The following is an 18,857-nucleotide window of genomic DNA, read 5'->3' as shown; positions in this document are numbered from 1 at the left end:
CCGTGGTCACCCCCGCCAAGCTCGACGTCTTCCTGGAGCCGAAGCCCCCCGGCGACCCGGTCGACATCCTCCCGCCCAACCCCCTCTTCGTCCTGCGCGACCTCAACAGCACCGAGACCACCCCGGTCGGCGCGGACGACAGCGAAGAGGGCAAGCAGTACAAGAAGGCGCTCCGCGCGCTGTACCAGGGGTGGGACGCCGCCGCCGTCGGCGGCAGGCCCAAGCCGCGCCCGGAGCTGGGCGTCGGCCTGGCCACCGCGTCCGTGCTGACCGGGCTGCGCGCGGAGCGGACCGTGCCGGACACGGTGCTGAGCTCGGTGGACATCCCGGAACGGCTCAAGCCGGTCGCCGGCGAACTGGTCGAGGTGATGGCCTACCCGGCGATCGACCTGCCGATGTACACCGACCTGCTGGGCATCTCGGTGGACACGTTCGTGCCCAACCTCGGGCTGGTCCCGGTGAACTCGATCACCCTGCTGGAGAGCAACCGCGCGTTCATCGAGTCGTACCTGGTCGGGCTCAACCACGAGATGGCGCGCGAGCTGCTCTGGCGCGAGTTCCCGACCGACGCTCGGGGGACCCCGTTCCGGCAGTTCTGGGACCCTCGGGCCGCGCTCCCGCTGCCGGGGGAGGACGCGGAGCGGCGGCGCGTCCGGCTCTACGACATCCCGCCGGTCCACGAGTGGGACAAGGCGAGCCGGCTGGGCCTGCACGACCAGCGGCGCCCGCCGCCCGAACCGGGCAGGCCGCAGCGCAACAACCTGGTGCTGGTGATCCGCGGCGACCTGCTGAGGAAGTACCCGAACGCGGCCGTCTACGCGCACCGCGCGGCATGGCCCGTCAAGGACGGCAAGATCGACACCAGCGGCGAGCGGGTCCTCGCCGACTTCCGCGACGACCTGCCCCCGCCACCGGAGGACATCCGGATGCCGATCTACGAGGCGAAGGTGGAGCCGGACATCTACCTGCTCGGCTTCGACCTGGACGCGCCCACCGCCCGCGGCACCGGCGTGGGGGACGACCTCGGCTGGTTCTTCGTGCTCAAGGAGCGTCCCGGCGATCCCCGCTTCGGCCTGGACGAGGATCCGCCGGACGCCGCGGAGCCGCTGCCGGTGGAGGTGTGGAACGACCTGAGCTGGGGCCGGATCGACCCGAACGGCCACCGCTTCATCCGGTTCGAGGAGGCCGTCCACGTCGAGCTGGACGACTTCAACGGCGACGAGGACGACCAGGAGAAGCGCCTGCAACGCCAGGACGACGAGTGGCTGCCGGCCTGGCGGCACGACATCAGCCCGGCCGACGTGGCGTACCTGCTGTTCCAGGCGCCGGTGCTGGTCGCCGCGCACGCCCAGGACATGCTGCCGAAACCGGTCGCGGGGGAGAGGGAACCGGATGCCTGAGCTCAGCCTCGACTACCCGGTGCTGCTCGGCCCGGTCCGGGTGGAGACCCGCTACACCGAGAACGAGCTGCTGATCCGGGTGTTCCCCGACGAGTGGTCGGTGAACAAGTTCGAACCGCGTCCCACGGCCGCCGAGCTGGCCGCGCTGGACGCGTACTGGACGGCGCTCTGGCGCTCCGGCGGCCGGCAGGTCGCCGAGCAGGCGGCCTGGCAGGAGCTGGTCCGGCGGATCCCGGTGGGACGGGCCGGCTACCTGCTGGGGGAGCACCGGCCCGCGAATCCCGGTGACCGGCCGATCCCGGTGCCGGTGGACACGACCGTCCTGGTGGTCGTCAGCGCCCTACCGCCGCCCGCCGCGGACCGGCAGCCGGCCGTCGACTACTGGACGGCGGTCTGGGGTGCCCACGGCGACCGGGCCAAGCTGCGGCAGGCCGACATCGCCCTCCTCGCCGCGGTCGGGCCGAGCCGGGCGGAGGCGATCCGCGGCAACCGGCCCTCCGGTGTGGACGGCGCACCGGTCACCCTCGGCGACAAGGTCGTGGTGGCGTTCCTGGTCCTGACCCCGCCGCCACCGGACAAGATCGCCCCGCAGTCCTGGACGGTGGCCGCGAAGGCGACCCTGCTCCCGGACCGGTTCACCGCACTCGGCTACGTCGGCGGCGAACTGGTGTTCGCCAAGACCGGCGAACCGGTGTCCGCCGCGCTCGCCGTGAGCCCCGACCCGCTGGAGAGGAAGGAGGACCAACTCAGGATCGACGAGACCACCGGCAAGCTCACCGTGCCGCCCGCGCTGCGCTGGCTGACCGACTTCGACCAGGCCGTCACCGAGGGGATGGGGCTGCGCATCCCGCTGCTCGACGGCTTCCGGTGCCGGGTGGACCGGCTGATCGTGCTCGGGCTGCGGGAGCAGGCCACCGCGGAGGACAGCGCCGCCGCGTTCGGCCGGCTGCTGCTGGACCACCACCGCAGCCCGGGCGGCTTCAGCCTGGTGCCGCAGGGCACGCCGACCAACAACACCGAGCAGGCCCCGGCCGGGCAGAGCCCGCGCGCCGAGGCCGCCGCCGCGCTGCGCACCGCGGCCGGGCTGGAGGCCGCCGACGACTGGACCACGCGGACGGACGGCCGGCGCTTCGCCGACCTGCTCGGCCTCGATCCCGCCGTGCTGACCGGGGTGCCGAACGCCGACGCGACCGACCACCGGGACGCCCGCGCCGCGCACACCGCCCTGTGGCCGGCGACCTGGGGCTACTACCTTCAGGCACTGCTGGACGGCGTGCTGGACGACGAGCAGATCGCCGAGACCCGGAGGCTGTTCCTGGAGCACGTCTCCGGGCGCGGCCCCCTCCCGGCCGTCAAGATCGGACGCCAGCCCTACGGGATCCTGCCCACCACCGCGTTCCGGAAGATGGCGTGGCCGGGCACCGCCAAGCACCGGATCGCGCTGAACACCGTCCTCACCGAGGCCGCCAAGGACTGGGAGGCCGTCCTCTCCGACGTCGCGTACCTGGGCAAGCCCGGCGACCGGCACCAGATGCTCCTGGACATCCTCGCGCTGCACCCCACGTCCGCCGAGTACTACCAGCGGTACGCGCAGAGCGTCGAGGACATCTTCAACCGGGAGAACTTCCGGGCGCTGGGCCCGGAGGTGCCCGGCGCGCTGGAGCGCGGCGCCAAGCTGGGACCGCCGATCCGCGCGCTGCTGGCCCGGTTCGGCCGTCCCACCAGCGACCCCGACCGGGACCCCGACCTGCTGCGGCGGCTTTTCACCGGAGTGCAGCACCCGCTGCTGGCGCCGCTGGTCGACGACAGGCCGCTGTCGGAGACCGACCCGATCCGGTCCTACACCGCAGACAAGCGCAATTACCTGCGCTGGCTGGCCGACCACGCCGGCACCGACCTGGACCGGGTCCGCACCGAGGAGGGCTTCCGCGACGGCAAGCCGCCGGCGGCGCTGCTGTACCTGCTCGCCCGGCACGCGGTGCTGCTCGGCTGGGCCGACGCGGCGCGGCGGCTGGCGCTGGCCACCCCGGGCGACGAGTTCGTGCCCGGCACCACCGACGCCCCGTTCGTCCACGTCAAGGTCTCGGCCACGACGCCGAGCGAGAGCCGCTACCGCAAGCTGTACTCGGCCGACCAGCGGATGACCGGCGACCCGAACCTGCTGGTGCACGAGCACATCCGGCGGGTGCTGGCCACCGACCCGGCCACCGCCGAGCTCGCCGAGCAGCGCCGCGCGCTGGAACTGCTGGCCGGGCTGCCCACCGCCCGCCTGGAACGGGTGCTCGCCGAGCACCTCGACCTGGCCACCTACCGGCTGGACGCGTGGCGGCTGGGCCTGGTCAACGAGCGGCTCGCCGAGCTGCGCTTCGGTACCGGCGGCGCCGACAGCGCCGGCGGTGTCCACGGCGCCGCCCCGGCCCGCCGCGGCCTGTACCTGGGCGCCTACGGCTGGCTGGAGCACATCGAGCGCAGGTGCGACGAGCAGCCGGCCCTGGCCCCGGTGTCCGACGACCTCGCTCACGTCTTCGGCGCCGACCCGATCCCGCAGGACCCGGGCAACGGCGGCTACATCCACGCCCCCTCGCCCGCGCACGCCCGCACCGCCGCGGTGCTGCGCGCCGGCTACCTCGCCAACCACACCCCCGGACGGGAGAGCGCGTTCGCGGTCAACCTCAGCTCGCAGCGGGTCCGCATCGCGCTGTCCCTGCTGGACGGGCTGCGGCAGGGGCAGTCGTTGGGCGCCCTGCTGGGGTACCGGTTCGAGCGGGGACTGCACGACCGCGATCCGCGGGCCAAGGTCGACCAGTTCATCGCCGGGCTGCGGCTGAAGTTCCCGCTGCGCGCGAACAAGATCGGCCAGACCGCGGCACCCCCGGACGACCCGGCCCGTCCGAGGGCCATCGAGCAGGTCGAGGCCCGCAACGTGATCGACGGCCTCGAACTGATCCGGCACGTCAGCGTCCTGCCCGACGCCCAGAAGGACTACCCGTACGACTTCACCGACCTGCCACCGGCCGACGGGGACCAGAAGAAGGCGATCCGCGCCGAGGTCAAGGCGCTGCTGGACACCCACGACGCGCTGGCCGACCTGGCCGTCGCCGAGGGCGCCCACCAGGCGCTGCAGGGCAACACCGAGCGGGCCTCGGCGACCCTGGACGCCTACGCCAAGGAGGGCTTCCCGCCGGACCCCGCCGTCGTCCAGACGCCGCGCAGCGGGATCACCCTGACCCACCGCATCGGCATTCAGTTCCGGCCCGGGCTCGACCCGGACCACGGCGCGGTGCGCAACAACCCGCGGGCCAGGGCCGAGCCCGCGGTCAACGACTGGCTGCCCGCGGTGCTGCCGCTGCCCACCGAGGTGGCCGTGCTGGTCACCTGGACCGAACCGGGCGGCGGGCAGGGCAGCCGGGTGGTCACCCAGAGCGACATCGGCCTCCAGCCGATCGACCTGCTGTGGGCGCTGCGCCCGGCGGGGGCGCCGGAGATGAGCGACCTGGACGACCGCATCCTCGGCGTGGTCTACGCGCGGTCCAGGCCGCGCCCGGATGCGAGGCCGACCATCAACTACACCCGCCGGGTGGCCGGCAAGGTGAGCTTCTTCGAGCTGTCGGCGCTGGTCACGGCGCTGCGGTCGCTGCTGGTCACGGCCCGGCCGCTCCAGCCCAGCGATCTGGTGCCCGCCGCGGGCGCCGCGACGGTGAACCGCTCCGCCGACGACGCCGTCGCGCTGCCCCGGGACCGGCCGGCGGCGGTGCTGGAGTCCCTCACCGAGTTCCGTGGCCGCGTCGAGGAGTTCCTGGCCGAACTGGCCGAGCTCTACCCGGCCGAGGCCGATCCGGTGCGGGCCGAAGTGCTCAAGCGGATCGACGCGCTGCTGGCCGGATACGCGGGCCTGGCGATGGAGGCCGGCGGGTTCGGCATGGTGCGCAGCGGCTGGGCCGAGCTGGCCGAATGGCGGCGCGGGGTCTTCGCCGGCGTGCTGGCCGCGGTCGCCGAGACCGCCGCCCGGATGGGACGGGCCCGCGACGCCGCCGACGCGCTGCTCCGCCGGTATGACGGGCTCCCCTCGTCCGCCACGGACGAGCAGCGGTTCCTCATCCTGCAAGAGGCCGAGCGGCTGCTCACCACCACACCGACCGACCCGCGTCCGGGGACCCCGTTCGAGCTGCGGTCCAGCGTGCGGCGGCTGCGCCGCGACTTCGGTGACCTGGTCGATGATCTCGTCGCGCTCGCCGCGACCACCGAGACCACGCTGAGCGGCCTGCTCGCCAAGATCGCGGGCTTGCCGCCGGTGAGCGACCACGACCCGACCGGGCTGGACCTGGCCCCCTTCCAGGACCGGATCGTGGACTACGGCCGGGAACTGCGAACCCGGGCCCAGGCGCTCGAAACCGAGATCAAGAACAGGGCCAAGGCCGCCGAGGACGCGCTGCGCGACTACGACGCCGCGGTCACCGGCCCGGACCGGGTCCGCGCCGCAACCACGGCGCTCAAGGCGCTGCTCGGCGAGGACGTCCTGGTCGTCCCGGAGTTCACCCCCGAGGAGCGACTGGCCGAGGACCTGCGCGACGCCGTCAACGACAGCGACCGCCTCATCGCCCACCTCAAACCGGCCCGGGACTTCCCGGTGGACGACTGGCTGCACGGCATCGCCCGGGTGCGGGAGAAGCCGCGGCTCTGGGAGCGGGCCGTGCTGCTGGCCGACGCGCTGCTCGGACCGGGCGGGCTGCTGAACACCGGCATCCTCGGCTGGAAGGAACCGGCGCTCAAGCCGATCCAGCTCCCGTACGCCGAGGGCGACCACTGGCTGGCCCTGGAGCTGGCCAACGACCCCGCCCGGCCCGACCCGTTCCGCGAGGACCGGCTGCTCTACACCGCGCACTACGCCGCCGCACCACCGCTGGGCGGCGGCCCGCAGTGCGGCCTGCTGCTGGACGAGTGGACCGAGGTGATCCCGGCCGAACGCGAGACCACCGGCATCGCGCTGCACATCAACGGCCCGGACTCCGAGCCGCCGCAGGCGATGCTGCTGGTCGTCCCGCCGGTCCGCGACGAGCAGCACCGCGGTTGGACCGCCGAGGACCTCGTCCAGGCCATCGCCGAGACCTTCGAGCTGGCCAAGATCCGGGCGGTGGAGCCGCAGCACCTGGACGGCACGGCCTATGCCCACCTGCTGCCGGCCACCGTCATGTCGGCCGCCCAGGAGCAGATCACCATCAGCACCGATCTCGCGACCGCCAACCTGCGCTGGAAGGCCGACCATGCCTGAGCCGCTCAGCTTCGCCGAGGAACTGCGGCGGCGACTCCGTCCCGCCGTGGGCGTGTGGAACCGGCTGGAGGGCCGCCCGCGCACCACCGGCTTCGACCGCGCCCTGCGGGCCGAGGTCCGCGACCCGCTGTGGCTGCTGACCCGGCAGTGGCAGCTCGGCGAGTTCCGCGGCGCCGACGCGGGCTCCCCGGTCACCGCCACCTACTCGGTGACCCCGAGCCGGCCCACCCGCTTCCGCTCGCCCGGCGGCCCGCCGGAGGACCTGCAGGACGGCCGTCCCCTGGAGGCGGTCGCGGAGCGCCGGCCGGTCCCGTTCGCCTACGGGGCCGAGAAGATCGCCTTCGACCTCCGGCTGGCCATCGGGCACCGCTGGCTCCGGCTGCTCGACAAGGCCGGGCTGCTCGGCCAGCTGCTCACCTACGACAAGCAGTACATCCGGCGCTACCCGATCGCGCTGCCCGATCCCGGCCGTCCCGAGGACACCGCCTCGCTGGCCCACCCGGAGGTGTGGGCGATGATGCAGGTGATCGCCGGCCGGCGGATGGACGGCTACCTGTTCTACCTTCACCTGAAGGCCGGCAAGGACGCCACCGAGGGCATCAACATCCTCCCGCTGCTCGGGCACCGCGAACTCCTGGTGGCCCAGGGCAAGCGCCTGGTCGCCTGGTTCGACGCGCTGATCGACCAGCCGACCGGGGTCACCCAGGACCGGCCCGACGGCAACGCCACCTGGGACACGCGAACGCTTGAGCACCGCTTCTCGGTGGCCGCCTCCACCCCTGGCGGCACCGAGAAGGTGCTGACCGCCCAGGAGTATCCCGGCGGCCTGCTGGACTGGCACGCGTTCTCCGTCGACACCCGCACCCCCGTGGGCGGCGCCAAGCCCCCGGAGCGGCCCCTGGCCCGCACCGCGTTCCCGGCCCCGGTCCGGTTCTCCGGGATGCCGCTGCCGCGCTGGTGGGCGCTGGAGGACGGGCGCACCAACTTCGCCGCGGTCCGCCCGGAGAGCACCGACCTGGCCCGGTTGATCTTCCTGGAGTTCGCGCTGGTGTACAGCAACGACTGGTACCAGATGCCCTGCGACCTGCCCGCGGGCACCATCGCCGCGATCAGCGGCATGACGGTCACCGACGTCTTCAACCAGCGGCAGTGGATCGGCCCCGCCGGCGCCGGCGAGGACGACGACACCCGCCGCTGGACGATGTTCACCCTGGACACCATCGGCCGCGACACGGTCCCGGCGGACACCAGCCTGCTGCTGCCGCCCAGCGTGCCGAAGGTCGCCGAGGGCCCCGCGCTGGAGGAGGTGCTGCTCGTCCGCGACGAGAACGCCAACCTGGTGTGGGGGATCGAGCAGACCGTCCGGATGCCCACCGGCGAGAGCCGCCGCGGCGGCGAGGCCGCCGCCGAGGTCGTCGCGTTCCGGCGGCGCGACCCCGTCCCGCCGCCGGGCACCGACCCGCCCCGCGCCCCGATCTCCTATCTGGCCATGAACGTCATCCCCGAGCACTGGATCCCGTTCATCCCGGTGCACGTCCCCGGCGACAACCGGGAGGTCCAGCTGCAGCGCGCGGCGATGCCCAGCGTGGTGGACGGCAAGCCGGTCCGGCCCCGCACCACCCTGCTGAGAACCGGCTACGACCTCGGCCGCCAGTACTTCGTCAACGAGGAAGAGGTGCCGAGGACCGGCACCAGGCTCACCGTCGCCTACAACCGCACCCGCTGGCGCGACGGCCGGGTCGTGCTCTGGCTCAGCGCCCAGCGCGGCATCGGCCGCGGCGAGGGCTCCAGCGGCCTGGCCTTCGACCTCGTCATCGACACTCCGCCCCAGAACCCCTGACCCGGCGGTCGCCGGGCGGCGGGCACGGCCACCGCCCGGACAGCCCCGCCGCGGCCCTACGGGTCGGGGCGTTCCGCGCAGAGGACGCCGCCGCGGTCGGTGATGGCGTGGACGCAGCGGCAGCTGACCCGCCGGGTGACGATGAGTCCCGCGTCGCGCAGCACGGTGGTGTGCTGGCTGACCGCCGCCGGGGACACCCCGACGCGGTGGGCGAGCTCGCCGGTGGTGGCACCGCCGTTGCGGGCGATCGTGGCCAGGATCGCCGCGCGGGTCGCGCCGAGCAGCGCCGCGAGCGCCCGGTGGGCGGGGCCGCGGCCGGCGCTCAGCTGGCGGTGGCCGATGGGGTAGACCAGCAGCGGCACCGAGCCGGTCTCCCGCCGGGCGATGGGGCGGCGGTGGCAGAAGTAGGACGGGACGAGCAGCAGGCCCCGGCCGTCCAGGCACAGCCTGCGCTCCACCGGGCAGTCGATCTCCAGGAAGGAGGCGCCGCCGCGGGTGATGGGGTGCAGGCTGCCCAGAAGTCCCTCGTAGCCGCCGTCGGCGAGGGCCCGGGCGCGCAGGGCCCGGTCGGCGTCGACACCGGCCTGGATGTCGGCCCAGAAGGGGGCGAGGGCCGCGTCGTGGTAGGCGCGCAGCGCGCGGCCGAGCGACGACATGTCCTCGCGGCGGACGCCGGCCGGCCCGGGCGTCCAGGACCCGGGCCCGCCGCGTTCGCCTGTGAGCCGCTCCAGCTCGGCGCGGACCCGGCAGGCGGGCGTGGACTCGACCGCCGCGATCCCCTCGTCCAGGTCGTACAGCCCTTCCGTCGGCGTGAGGAAGCCCGCCGAGCCGCCCTGCCGCGGGGCCAGTGACATCAGCAGGCGGGTCGCCGCCAGGTCGAGGTGGCCGCTGACCTGGCGGCGCCAGGTTTCGAACACGGGCGCGCGTGTCCGGTCCTGGAGCATGTGCAGGCTCAGGACCAACTCCCACAGGGGAGCCGGACCGGCGGCGATCCGGAGCCGGGTGAGGTCCTGAACCGTGAGATCGATTCGGAGCATGGCGATCCTCCAAGTACGCCATAGCTTCCGCGGGGCGCTTCGACCACCGTTCCCGCTTTCTCCGCGCTAACCCATCCTTTTTTATTGGACCGATACAAGATCATATATCGGATGTCGTGATCCGGCGGCGCACGTAGCCGCGCCGGGGGCCGATTTCAGCGCTCCGGCCTGCCGGTTTTTCCTTCTCTTTAATGAAGGGAAGTGGGCTCGGCCAGGGGCTTTAAGACTCAGCTTAACCGCGTTGACGTCGGTCGAATCGCTTCATGAACATGGCATCCGGAAGCGATCAGCATGGCCCGTCAAGGACGCTCCCGATCACCGAGGCGGCCGTCGAGGAGGACACGATGAAGAGCGCGAAAGAGCCGACCATCTACCCCGGGGTGGAGATCATTCGCCGAATTCAGCACCTGATGGCGCTGTGTTCGCTGCTGCCCCCGGACGGAAAGCTGCGCGAGGTCCTCGAACTGGCGCTCTCGCTGAACGAGGAGACGCTGCTGCCCCACGTCGAACCGCTCGCCGACCTCCATCCGCACGCCGTCAAGACCTGGCTCGAATGCCTGTGGATCCACGACGGCCTCGGCCCCGAGGGAAAGGAGTTGCTCGCCTGGCAGAACACCAGTGACAACATGGCCGCCGCGATGCGCGAGCTGCGCAACGTCGAAACACAGACCGGCATCACGCTGGCGGCCGAAGCGACGACCTGAAGAACGGTATCACCGAGAAGGAGGCAACAATGCCTGCAAGCACCATTCTGCGGTCCGCTGTCGACACCGAGTTCCGCGACGAGCTCGTCCACTCCTACGGCGTCTCCGCCGACTCCCTGCCGGCCGCGGTCGAGCAGCCCGACCAGGAGTCGCTGGACTTCTGGACCGAGGGCGTGGCCGCCATGGAGATCTACGCGTGCCGCAACAGCTGCAGCTTCGGCCCGCTGACGATCGTCTGCGACGGCGACACCAAGTAGGCGAAACGGCAGCGCCGGACCGGCGATGACGGCACGTCGTCGCCTCCGGTGGCGGCAGGCCGGCCCTTCACCGGTCTGCCGCCACCGCCGCCCCGGCGGCAGCAGCAGCCCAAAGGAGCCCCATGGACACCGCGTTCCCCTATGACATCGCCGCCCGGGCGGGCAATCTGAGCGAGCGCCTGCGGGCCGTGGCGGTGCTCGGCGAGCCGCCGGCCGGGACGGGCGGCCCGGAGCCGATCGACCGCTGGCGGATCGGCCGGCTGGCCGCGAAACTGGCCCGGAAATTCGACCAGGAATCCGCGCACCGGGGACGAGAGGCCCTGCACGGCGAGGACGAGATCGCCGCGTGCCTGTCCGCCTACGGATCGCACGAGAGGTCGCCGTCCGGGATACCGGCCGATCTGCTGAACGAACTCCACGGCGCATGGCTTCCGACCTACCGGGACACCCTCGGCTCCTTCACTCCGGGACTTCTCCCCGCCGCCGGCTGGCGCGCCCACGACATCTACTATGCGCGCTATGCCAAAGTATGCGAACCTTTCCTGGTCGAACTGGGGCGTCGGCTCGGCGCGATGAAGGGGCTCGGCAAGACCATCGACCCGCAGGTCGCGGAGGATTTCCAGCGGCATTTCCTCGACCGGTTCGAGCTGATGCTCGCGTGGGCCCTCGAAGCACACGCCAACGTCTACTGCAGCCAGGTCGGAATCGACCCTGAAAAGGCCACCCCAGAGGAATACCTGCGCTACGTCGACGAAACCTTCCAGGACGCCGGCTCCTACCACCGCTTCTATCTGGAGTTTCCCGTCCTCGGACGATGGCTCGCCCATGTCACCCGCCTGGTCGCCGATTTCGCCCTGGAGCTCGCCGAGCGGCTCACCACCGACTCGGCCGCCCTCGCCCGGACCTTCTTCGACCGGGACATCATCGCGTTCCGATCGGTGCGGGCGGGAGAATCCGATTATCACGCGGGCGGCAAGAGCGTCGTCCTCGTCGAGGTGGAACTGTCCGGCGGCGAACGTGAGAATCTCGTCTACAAGCCCCGCTGCATCCGCTCGGAGGCCGCCGTCCAGCGGCTGCTCGGCCGGCTGCGCGACGACGGGGTGGTCGGCTTCCGGCCGCGCGCCGTGCTGCCCAGGGACGGATACGGCTACGAGGCGTTCATCCCGTCCGGCCGCAACCATGTGGACGCGCCCGCCGACGTCGCGCGGATCTACGGGGAGCTCGGCGGATACCTGGCGATCTTCTACGTGCTCGGCGGCTCCGACCTGCACTTCGAGAACGTGATCATCGCGGACGGGCACGCGCACGTCTGCGACTGCGAGACGGTCCTCGGCGTGCTGCCCGCGGGCCAGGGCCGGGCCCGCCCGGAGGGGACCCTGCTCGACTCGGTCTTCAAGACCGGGCTGCTGGAGTGGCCCACCTCCTCGGCCCCGGACCGGGACGGCGGCGCCGCGATGAGGGTGAGCGGCTACTCCGGCGGCGAGGCGTACGAGATGCCCACCCCGGTCCCGAAGATCAACGACCGGCGCGCGACCTTCGGCGCCTCGGTCACCCACGCCACCGGCGTCCGCGTCCGGCCGAGCGCCTCCAACCGGGTCTTCCTGAACGGCGGGCTGGTGCGGCCCGAGGACCACGCCGACGCCATCGCGGCCGGGTTCGACCGCGTCTACGCCTGGTTCCAGGCGCGCCCCTCGGCGTTCATCTCCGAGATCTTCGCCGGCACCGCCGCCCGCTTCATCAACTGGGGCACCCAGATCTACTCCCAGCTGCTGATGTCCGCGCGGCATCCGCGCTGCCTGGTCGAGCCGCTGGAGGTGGACCTGCTCGCCAACACCGTCCGGACGTTCCCCCGCTCCTGGGACCGCGACGGCATCCTCGCCCGGTGCGAGCTGGACTCGATGTGGCGGCTGGACGTCCCGATCTTCACCGCGGACGCGCACGGCGACCGTCTCGTCCACGCCCACACCGAGTCGCTGGACTCCCCGCTGGAGGTCTCACCGGTCGGCTTCGCCCTGCGGCGCATAGAGCGGCTGTCGGAGCGCAACCGCCACCAGCAGGGCCAGTACATCGCCGCGAGCCTCTCGACCGGCGAGGTGGGCGGTGAGTCGTTCCGGCGGACCTGCGCGGAGTACGCGAGCCGTGTCGGCGAACGGCTCGTCCGGACGCTGCGCGACCCCGGCGCGCCGTCGCCGTGGACGTCCTACCAGCTCGGCGGCGGCCGGCTCGTCGAGGTCGACGTCGAGGCCGACCTGTACCACGGCACGGCCGGGATCGCGCTGTTCCTGGCCTACCTGGACGCGCTGGCGCCGCGCCCTGCGTTCCGGCGGGCCGCCGAGCGCGCGGTGGACCACGCCGTGGAGCACAGCGACGGCGAGCGGATCGGGGCCTTCTCCGGGACAGGCGGGATCATCTACCTGCTCACGCACCTGCATCGCCTCTGGGACGAGCCCGCGTGCCTCATCATGGCCAAAGCCCTGTCCCGCGGGCTGACCGAGCGCATCGAGGACGACAAGCGGTTCGACATCCTGGGCGGCGCCGCCGGTCTCATCCCGGTCCTGGCCGGGCTGGCCCAGGCCACCGGCGGTGAGGGGCTCGACCAGGCCCACGCCTGCGCCGGGCATCTGCTGCGCCACGCCGAGGCGGACGGCGACACGCTGAGCTGGCCCTGCGACCCCGGCGAGGCCGTCGGCAACCTGACCGGGTTCTCCCACGGCACCGCCGGCATCGGCTGGTCGCTGATCCTGCTCGGGCGGCTGACCGGCCGCGCCGAGTACATCGACGCGGGACGCCGGGCGTTCGCCTACGAGGCCCGGCACTTCGACAAGGACGAGCAGGACTGGTACGACCTGCGCGTCAACTCCGGCGGGACGCTGCGCAACGGACGCCACTACGCCAACGCCTGGTGCAACGGCGCGGCGGGCATCGGCCTGAGCCGCATCGCCTCCTGGGCGATCCTCGGCAAGGACGACGAACCGCTGCTGCGCGAGGCCCACCAGGGCCTGTCGGCGACGATGCGCAACTTCCCGCGCCTCATGAACGACACCCTCTGCCACGGCCGGGCGGGCAACGCCGAGCTGCTGCTGCGGTTCGGGCTGCTGCACGACGAGGCCGCGTTCCGGATCGAGGCCAACGTCCAGGCGCAGACCCTGTGGCGCAACCTCGACGACGCCGACGAGGGGACGTCCGACGCCACCGCGGGCTTCTTCCCCAGCCTGATGATCGGCATGTCGGGCTTCGGGCTGCACTTCCTGCGGCTCGCCGACCCGGACCGGGTGCCCTCGCCGCTGCTCCTCGACCCGCCCGCCGCCGCCCCTCGCGACCCGAAGGAGTAGTCCCGATGTCACTGCGATCCTGCCAGGAGTTCCTGCGGGCCATGCACGCGTCCCCGGCACTGCGCCAGCAGCTCAAGTCGATCACCGCCACGCCGGAGCTCGTGCGCCTCGGGCAGCGCCACGGCTACGACTTCGACCTGCGCGAGTTCGCCGAGGCGTCTTCGTCGTTCGAGGGCCCGCCCGCCGCGTCCGCGGACGCCCCGTCCCAGGAGACGCCGTCCCAGGAGACGCCGTCCCGGGAGGCGCGGCCCGAAGAGGCGCCGCCCAGAGAGACCACGTTCCTCCACCACGAGTACGCGATGGAGGACCTCCCGGGCTTCGAGCCGGTGCTCGACGCGCTGCCCGACCTCAAGGTCCGGCCGCCCTCGGTCGATCTGGACGCCTTCGACCGGGGATTCCGCGCCGAGGACCTGGCGACCACGTCCATGTCGCCCGCCGACCCCCAGTTTCAGCGCTGGAATGCCGAGATGATGGCGGCGCACTGGCGCGACCCGGGCGCCGGGAGCGACGCCGAACGGCGCGACTTCCACCTGGTCAACCTGGACCAGCACGTCGACCACGCCGGCTACGACCGGTACTTCGACGCCAAGAACCGCGTGATCGAGGCGCTGGAGAAGCTCTTCGGCAGCGACGTGCGGTTCTCCGGCAGCCTCTGGTATCCGCCCAGCGGCTACCGGCTGTGGCACACCAACGAGACCCAGCCGGGCTGGCGCATGTACGTCATCGACTTCGACGGCCCGTTCGCCGACCCCGCCGACACCTCGTTCTTCCGCTACCAGAATCCGCGGACCGGTGAGATCGTCACGCTCCCGGAGCGCCCGCGGATCGTCCGGTTCTTCAAGGCCGAGCAGGACCCGGACCGACTCTTCTGGCACTGCATCGTCAACCCGACCGAGCGGCACCGGTGGAGCTTCGGATTCGTGGTGCCCGAGAACTGGGCCGACGCCATCGAGGGCGCCTGACATGCTGGCTCCGCACCCACGCCCGCACCCGCACCCGCGTCCGCGCCCGGATCCGCTCTCGGCGCTGGACGCGTCTGACCCGGGCCCGCCCCCGGCGATCCGCACCTGGGACCTGCGCAAGTCGTACCGGGGGGTCGAGGCGGTGCGCGGCATCGACCTGACCGTCGGCCAGGGCGAGATGTTCGGCTTCCTCGGACCCAACGGCGCCGGGAAGACCACCACGATCGCGATGCTGTGCACCCTGGCCGTCCCCACCGGCGGCCGGGCCGAGGTCGCCGGGCACGACACCCGGCGGCAGCCGGACCGGGTACGGCACGCCATCGGACTGGTCTTCCAGGAGACGACGCTCGACGGCGACCTGACGGCGGCGGAGAACCTGCGCTTCCACGCCGACCTGTACGCGCTGCCGCTCGCGACGCTGCCCGCCCGCATCGACGCCATCCTGGATCTACTGGGCCTGCTGGACCGGCGCGACGACTTCGTGCGCACGTTCTCCGGCGGCATGCGGCGGCGGCTGGAGATCGCGCGGGGGCTGCTGCACGAGCCGCGCGTCCTGTTCCTGGACGAGCCGACGCTCGGCCTGGACCCGCAGGCGCGCCGCCTGGTCTGGGACCACCTGGCCCGGGTCCGCGAGCGCCGGGCGACCACCCTGTTCGTGACGACGCACTACCTGGAGGAGGCCGAGCGCTGCGACCGGATCGCGATCATCGACGCCGGCCGCGTCGCCGCGCTCGGCACGCCGGCCGGGCTCAAGTCGGTGCTGGGCGCCGACCGGATCGAGCTGCGCACCGGCGACGACGATGCCGCGGCGGCGGTGCTGCGCGACCGGTTCGGCCTGGCGGCGGCCGCCGGGCCGGACGGGCTGCGGTTCCAGGCCGAGGACGGCGCCGCGCTGGTGCCGAGGCTGTGCGGCGCGCTCGACGTGCCCGTGCACTCGGTGACCGTCACCCCGCCCAGCCTGGACGACGTCTTCTTCCACTACACCGGAAGGGACCTCGAATGACGCCGCTCGCCGCCCTCGACGACGCCCCGCCGCGCCTGCGCGTCGAACTGCGAGCCGCCCGGATGGTCTGGAAGCGGGAGATGGTCAAGTTCGTCCGGGACCGGGCGCGCTGGGCGACTTCGCTCTTCCAGCCGCTGCTGTTCCTGTTCGTCCTCGGCACCGGGCTCGCCGCCCTGGTCAACAGCCCGGGAGCCGACTACCGCACGTTCCTGTTCCCGGGCGTGCTGGTCATGGCCGTGCAGGCACCGGCGATCTCCGCCGGCGCCTCGATCGTCTGGGACCGCGAGAGCGGCTTCCTGCGCGAGATGCTCGTCGCGCCGGTCCGGCGCGGCACCCTGCTGACCGGCAAGTGCCTCGGCGGCGCCACCGTCGCCGCCTGCGAGGGCCTGGTCGTGCTGCTCAGCGCCGGGCTGATCGGCGTGCCGTACCGGCTCGACCTGTTCGTCCTGCTGCTCGGCGAACTGCTGCTGACCGGGCTGGCGATGACGGTGCTGGGCGCGGCCGTCGCGGTGTGCATCCGGCGGGCGCAGACCTTCCACACCGTGCTCGGCGTGCTGATGACACCGATGATCTTCCTGTCGGGGCTGATGTTCCCGATCGGCGCGCTGCCGATGTGGCTGGCCTGGCTCAGCTTCGCCAACCCCCTGACGTACGCGGTGGACGTCATGCGCCGCACCATCGCGGCCTATCTGCCCGGCGGCCGGCCGCCGCTGTTCGAGCCGGTCGCCTGGGGAGGCTGGACTCCGCCCGTCCTGCTGGAGCTGGGCCTGGTCGCCGGGTTCACGATCGTCGTCCTGGCGCTGGCGAGCCGCCGGTTCGCGCGGCCCGACTGAGCGGGCGGAGGGCCCCGGCGGACGGGAAGAGCCCGCCGGGGCGATCGGGAGCGGTGGGGGCCGGTGGTCGAGGGTCAGCGGACCGACTCGCAGTTGACGACGTACTCGCCGCCGATGCAGGTGTCGTGGCCGGGGCCGCCGTCGATGGTGTCGTTGCCGGGCCCGGCATCGATGGTGTCGTTGCCGTCGCCGCCCCAGACGTTGTCGTTGCCGTCCTCGCCCTTGATCTTGTCGTCGCCGTCGTTGCCGATGAGGTTGTCGGAGCCGGCGTTGCCGTTGAGGAAGTCGGAGGCGCTGCCGCCGAGGACGGTGTCGGCGCCCGTCCCGCCCCGCGCGGAGATCGTGCCCGACGGCTGGGCCAGCAGGTAGCCGATCCAGTCGCTGTCGCCGTCGCCGCAGGTCACCACGTCCGAGCCGAACGGGCCGTCGGTGATCTGGTCGAGGAAGATCCGGTCCTCGCCGGCCAACGTCGAGATCACATTGCCGTTGGAGGCCCAGATGACGTCGTGGCCGGCCGTGGTGCTGTTCGGGTTGAGGGTCATGTTCTGCCCGGTCCGCTCGTCCAGGCAGGTCGCGGCCGCCGCGGAGGCCGGTCCGGCCGCGGAGGCCGGACCGGCCGCGGTGAGCGGGGTGAGCGCCGCGCCGAGCAGGGCCAACGTTCCGATGATCGATCGAACTCGCATTCGCCCATCTCCTTCCGGTGCCGGCCGGTCGCCGGCGCCACCCCTCATTCGCGGGGGGACGAGCTCGCCGCGCAAGGCGGCTGGCCGTTTGCGGGCGACGCGCGACGATCAACGGCGAGTGGTTTGCCAGATGTGACAAAGTCGCGCCGGCCAAGGCGCACGTTGTTGTCGGAGATGATGACCCTCCGCAAGGCGATGACCTCGCATCGGCTCCGGTCGCGGTGAATTCAACCCCTCTGAAATTCGATTGAATATTCGGTGTGGCCGCTGCCGGTCAAGATCAGCGAATGAGCGGATGACCTCCGCTAGCGTGCCCTCCGGCGTCCAATGGCATAGCGACAGGGAGCGTCATGGCAGACCTCTTTGAAGTGCTCAATAAACGAGTGGACGCCAATGCGCGGCGCGCGGTCGAGGTATTTGCCCGCGAACTGCCCGAATACCGCACATTAGCGTCCGGCGAGCGTACGCACGCCGCGCTTCTGGATTTCGCGGTGGAACTGCGGCGCCAGACCGTCCGGCTCGCCTCCGAGGACCGGCCCGCGACCGGCGACTACCTGGCGTTGATCACCTCGGCCGGACGGGAGCGCGCCGAATCGGGTGTCTCGCTGGCGTCCCACAGGCTCGTCCTGGGACTGCAATCGAACCTCACCCTGCAAGAGGTGCACGAAGCGGCCGATCCGGCCTCGCTCAGCGCGCTCCTGCGGATGCTGAGCTGGCTCGGGTCCCAGGCGCGACCGGCCCAGGACGCCTACACCCGCGGCTTCGTGGACGGCCAGCGCCATTCCCTGCCGTTCACCGACCGCGTCCAGCAGCTCGCGGCGATGATGCTCGCCGACGACCCCACGGTGTCCGCGTTCGCGCGGAGCCTGAACATCCCCCTCGCCGACCACTACGCGGTGACGGTCATCCGGATCGCCGACGAGACCGTCCAGCCGACTCGCACGACCCGCGAAGAGGTCACCGAAGCGCTGATCGAGCTGGACCGGACGCCCATGGGGTGGCACGACCCGCTGGAGTTCGTGGCGCTCATGCCCAGCGAGAGCACCGACCCGGTCCAGCCGACGGACCGGGACCAGGAACGCGCGCTGGCCCTGTCCTGCGCGTTCGCCGCTCTGGTGGACCGGCCGTGCGCCGCCGGCGCGGCCACCGGCCCCAGGCCCTCCCTGCCCGCCGCCCACACCCTGGCGCGGCAGATCAGCCACGCCACCCCCATCGGGATAGATCCGTACCGCGTCAGCACCATCACGGACGTCTTCGTCGAGCTCAGCACCGCGCAACTGCCCCAGGTCGACCGGTGGCTGCGCCGGGTGGCGCACCAGCTCTTCCGCGGCCCGGACCTGGTGGCCACCCTGGACGCCTACTACCGCCACGACATGAACCGGCTGACCGCCGCCGCCCACCTGCACATCCATCCCCGCACCCTCGACTACCGCCTGCGCCGCGCCCGCGACCTCACCGACATCGACCCCACCACCACACGCGGCGTCCGCGTCCTGAGCACCGCCGTCGGACGCATCCTCGCCGGCCCCTGACCGGC

General features: G+C 72.4%; 12 protein-coding genes. 10 read left to right on the top strand and 2 right to left on the bottom strand.

All coding sequences use genetic code 11. From position 1 onward, the window contains the following. The 3 genes from E1298_RS48070 to E1298_RS14365 form a co-directional block, all read left to right on the top strand. Nucleotides 1–1,400: hypothetical protein (locus tag E1298_RS48070; RefSeq protein WP_207944624.1), on the top strand; the 1,400-nt coding region annotated here is incomplete at its 5' end. Beyond that, nucleotides 1,393–6,669 carry a hypothetical protein gene (locus tag E1298_RS14370; protein WP_131893283.1) on the top strand — a complete coding sequence of 1,759 codons (5,277 nt, stop codon included), beginning with the start codon at nucleotides 1,393–1,395 and terminating at the stop codon, nucleotides 6,667–6,669. The genes E1298_RS48070 and E1298_RS14370, both read left to right, overlap by 8 nt. Next, a complete protein-coding gene (locus E1298_RS14365) occupies nucleotides 6,662–8,509 on the top strand; it encodes a hypothetical protein (protein WP_131893281.1) in 1,848 nt (615 codons plus the stop codon). Before E1298_RS14370 ends, E1298_RS14365 begins: the two co-directional genes overlap by 8 nt. A gap of 56 nt (nucleotides 8,510–8,565) precedes the next feature. Here E1298_RS14365 and E1298_RS14360 read toward each other — a convergent pair whose 3' ends face one another. Next, nucleotides 8,566–9,546 (bottom strand): ArsR/SmtB family transcription factor, encoded by a 981-nt coding sequence (locus E1298_RS14360; RefSeq protein WP_131893279.1) that lies wholly within the window; start codon nucleotides 9,544–9,546, stop codon nucleotides 8,566–8,568. Nucleotides 9,547–9,890: 344 nt separating this feature from the next. On the opposite strand from E1298_RS14360, the gene E1298_RS14355 reads away from it, so the two are divergent. The 6 genes from E1298_RS14355 (at nucleotide 9,891) to E1298_RS14330 (ending at nucleotide 16,637) form a co-directional block, all read left to right on the top strand. Then, nucleotides 9,891–10,250 carry a DurN family substrate-assisted peptide maturase gene (locus E1298_RS14355; protein WP_131893277.1) on the top strand — a complete coding sequence of 120 codons (360 nt, stop codon included), beginning with the start codon at nucleotides 9,891–9,893 and terminating at the stop codon, nucleotides 10,248–10,250. 29 nt (nucleotides 10,251–10,279) lie between these two features. Continuing rightward, nucleotides 10,280–10,507 (top strand): cinnamycin family lantibiotic, encoded by a 228-nt coding sequence (locus tag E1298_RS14350; protein WP_131893275.1) that lies wholly within the window; start codon nucleotides 10,280–10,282, stop codon nucleotides 10,505–10,507. A gap of 122 nt (nucleotides 10,508–10,629) precedes the next feature. Next, nucleotides 10,630–13,839 (top strand): type 2 lanthipeptide synthetase LanM family protein, encoded by a 3,210-nt coding sequence (locus E1298_RS14345; RefSeq protein ID WP_131893273.1) that lies wholly within the window; start codon nucleotides 10,630–10,632, stop codon nucleotides 13,837–13,839. Nucleotides 13,840–13,844: 5 nt separating this feature from the next. Further along, the gene (locus tag E1298_RS14340; RefSeq protein ID WP_131893271.1) at nucleotides 13,845–14,801 is read left to right on the top strand and encodes a Nif11-like leader peptide family natural product precursor; all 957 of its coding nucleotides are present in this window, start codon (nucleotides 13,845–13,847) and stop codon (nucleotides 14,799–14,801) included. 1 nt (nucleotide 14,802) lies between these two features. Next, nucleotides 14,803–15,804, top strand: a complete 1,002-nt coding sequence (locus E1298_RS14335; RefSeq protein WP_131893269.1) for an ATP-binding cassette domain-containing protein — start codon at nucleotides 14,803–14,805, stop codon at nucleotides 15,802–15,804. After that, on the top strand, nucleotides 15,801–16,637 hold the full coding sequence (locus E1298_RS14330) for an ABC transporter permease (protein WP_131893267.1): 837 nt from the start codon (nucleotides 15,801–15,803) through the stop codon (nucleotides 16,635–16,637). The genes E1298_RS14335 and E1298_RS14330 overlap by 4 nt, the downstream gene beginning before the upstream one ends. A gap of 74 nt (nucleotides 16,638–16,711) precedes the next feature. Here the strand turns inward: E1298_RS14330 and E1298_RS14325 are convergent, their stop codons facing one another. Further along, on the bottom strand, nucleotides 16,712–17,320 hold the full coding sequence (locus tag E1298_RS14325; protein ID WP_165975457.1) for a calcium-binding protein: 609 nt from the start codon (nucleotides 17,318–17,320) through the stop codon (nucleotides 16,712–16,714). Nucleotides 17,321–17,670: 350 nt separating this feature from the next. Here E1298_RS14325 and E1298_RS14320 point away from each other — a divergent pair, with 350 nt between their 5' ends. Beyond that, on the top strand, nucleotides 17,671–18,852 hold the full coding sequence (locus tag E1298_RS14320) for a PucR family transcriptional regulator (protein WP_131893263.1): 1,182 nt from the start codon (nucleotides 17,671–17,673) through the stop codon (nucleotides 18,850–18,852). The last annotated feature ends 5 nt before the right edge of the window (nucleotides 18,853–18,857 follow it).

Source organism: Actinomadura rubrisoli, assembly GCF_004349215.1.
Classification (GTDB): Bacteria; Actinomycetota; Actinomycetes; order Streptosporangiales; family Streptosporangiaceae; genus Spirillospora; species Spirillospora rubrisoli.
This window is presented reverse-complemented; position numbering and strand designations above follow the sequence as displayed.

Bases quoted from the DNA above. Each gene is read 5' to 3' on its own strand.
- E1298_RS14370 (WP_131893283.1), top strand. From the start codon at position 1,393: ATGCCTGAGCTCAGCCTCGACTACCCGGTGCTGCTCGGCCCGGTCCGG.
- E1298_RS14365 (WP_131893281.1), top strand. From the start codon at position 6,662: ATGCCTGAGCCGCTCAGCTTCGCCGAGGAACTGCGGCGGCGACTCCGT.
- E1298_RS14360 (WP_131893279.1), bottom strand. From the start codon at position 9,546: ATGCTCCGAATCGATCTCACGGTTCAGGACCTCACCCGGCTCCGGATC.
- E1298_RS14355 (WP_131893277.1), top strand. From the start codon at position 9,891: ATGAAGAGCGCGAAAGAGCCGACCATCTACCCCGGGGTGGAGATCATT.
- E1298_RS14350 (WP_131893275.1), top strand. From the start codon at position 10,280: ATGCCTGCAAGCACCATTCTGCGGTCCGCTGTCGACACCGAGTTCCGC.
- E1298_RS14345 (WP_131893273.1), top strand. From the start codon at position 10,630: ATGGACACCGCGTTCCCCTATGACATCGCCGCCCGGGCGGGCAATCTG.
- E1298_RS14340 (WP_131893271.1), top strand. From the start codon at position 13,845: ATGTCACTGCGATCCTGCCAGGAGTTCCTGCGGGCCATGCACGCGTCC.
- E1298_RS14335 (WP_131893269.1), top strand. From the start codon at position 14,803: ATGCTGGCTCCGCACCCACGCCCGCACCCGCACCCGCGTCCGCGCCCG.
- E1298_RS14330 (WP_131893267.1), top strand. From the start codon at position 15,801: ATGACGCCGCTCGCCGCCCTCGACGACGCCCCGCCGCGCCTGCGCGTC.
- E1298_RS14325 (WP_165975457.1), bottom strand. From the start codon at position 17,320: ATGCGAGTTCGATCGATCATCGGAACGTTGGCCCTGCTCGGCGCGGCG.
- E1298_RS14320 (WP_131893263.1), top strand. From the start codon at position 17,671: ATGGCAGACCTCTTTGAAGTGCTCAATAAACGAGTGGACGCCAATGCG.